This is a genomic window from Chromatium okenii, assembly GCF_016583745.1.
Lineage (GTDB): Bacteria > Pseudomonadota > Gammaproteobacteria > Chromatiales > Chromatiaceae > Chromatium > Chromatium okenii.
Genome location: NZ_NRRQ01000077.1, coordinates 1 through 2,001, shown reverse-complemented (window position 1 = coordinate 2,001; position 2,001 = coordinate 1). Strand labels below are relative to the sequence as shown.

The window sequence follows — 2,001 nt, the reverse complement described above, 5'->3', positions numbered from 1 at the left end:
TGACGGCGAAATGGAAACAGCAGCGACTCAGCGAGGCCCAGCGGATCGATGCCTGGAACGACTATGTGCCCAAGCATCTGCTGCCGCGTCTGCACGCCTACGAGCTGATGATGGCGCCCTATGCCATCGCGCACATGAAGCTTGGTCTCAAGCTGGCGGAGACAGGCTACCGATTCAAGAGCGATGAACGGGCGCGGATTTATCTCACCAATGCGCTGGAGCCTTGGGTAAAGCAGATTCCGTTAATAGGGTTCGATGCTCTCGCCCACGAGGCCGCCGCCGTAAACGAAATTAAACGGCATAAGCGATTCACTATCGTTATCGGCAATCCGCCGTATTCAATTAGCTCACAGAATTCGGGCTCATGGATTACGAGCCTTGTGGAGTCTTACAAGGTAGCCGTTCGGCACGAGCGAAATATCCAGCCGCTTTCCGATGATTATGTAAAGTTTTTCAGAATCGGTCAACATGCGGTTGACTCGTCAAATACAGGGATACTCGCCTATATTTCAAATCATACCTTTCTGTCAGGACTAATACATCGAGGAATGCGAGAGGAGTTGGGGAAATCTTTCAATAGAATTGCAGTCGTCGATCTGAACGGTAGCGCGCTTCTTGGGCTCGAATTAGCTCCCGACGGACGCCAAGACCAAAATGTTTTTGATATTCAACAGGGTGTCGCTATTACAATTAGTCGAAACTCAATATTAACAGCAGAAAACGGAGATTTTCAGTTTTCGTCTATTCGATCCGACAGAACCACTAAATACAATATCTTACTAAGCAAAACATGCGTTCAGGGTGAGTTTGAGACGCTGTCTCCATTCCCGCCGAATCACTTTTTCGTGTCAATGGCGAAACGTGATCTTACTTATGACTCGTGGCCGAAATTGGACGAGATATTTAGTAAAAAATCGACTGGAATGGAGACAGGTCGGGATGAAACTCTAATCGATTTCGACCGATCTACGATGCAGGCATTCTGCGCTGATCTACATTCAAAATCGTTTTCTGCGACCCAGCTCTCTAAAACATATTCGATAAGCGATACAAGCGGATGGCCGGTTTTATCGCGCCGAAAAGACATCCAGAGCAAGCCACTTAGAAATCTGGTCGATTCCATTCGGCTCGTCCAATATAGGCCTTTCGACAAACGTTTTACGATTTATGGCAACTTCCTACGGCGTGCCCAGTTTGAAAACATGCGGCATATGTTAACTCCGAATCTTGGATTAATTGCGACGCGCATGATAAAAGGGGAAAGGCCAGCGCACTTTTACGTAACCCGAGACCCAATCGAAAAGATCCTGATTTCACCAAAGACATCAAACAACGCTTTCCTCTTTCCGCTATACACCACCGAAGGAGATACTAATGCGGGAGCAAAATTGAATTTTGATGCTGAGCTAGTAATAAATCTACGACGGGAATTTCTCCGTGCCTTCGCCAAAGCGCTTTGCATCAAAACAACCAGCCCCCACTTCCTGCCCGCCGGCCTTATGCCCGAAGACATCTTCCACTACATCTACGCCGTCTTCCACAGCCCCACCTACCGCACCCGCTACGCCGAATTCCTGAAAATCGATTTCCCGCGCCTCCCATTAACCGGAAGCCTTGATCTATTCCGCGCACTGGCCCAACTCGGCGGCGAACTTGTTGCGCTGCACCTGCTGGAATCCACCACCCTCGACCAACCCATCACCGAGTTCATCGGCAGCGGCAACCCCGAGGTCGAAAAGCCCACCTGGTTACAGGACACCGTCTGGGTGGACAAGCGCCAGACCACCGGCTTCAAAGGTGTCCCTGAAGCCGTCTGGAACTTCCACATCGGCGGCTATCAGGTCTGCCACAAATGGCTCAAAGACCGTAAAGGTCGCACCCTCTCGGACGAGGACATCACCCACTATCAAAAGATCGTCGTCGCCCTGTCCGAAACCATCCGCCTGATGCGCGAGATCGACGTGGTCATCGAGCAGCACGGCGGCTGGCCGGGTGCCTTCG

General features: G+C 50.8%; 1 protein-coding gene. It reads left to right on the top strand.

The features are described from left to right. Positions 1-2,001, top strand: a 2,001-nt coding sequence (locus CKO12_RS14095; protein ID WP_200155358.1) for a type ISP restriction/modification enzyme, incomplete at both ends; no start/stop codon positions are given.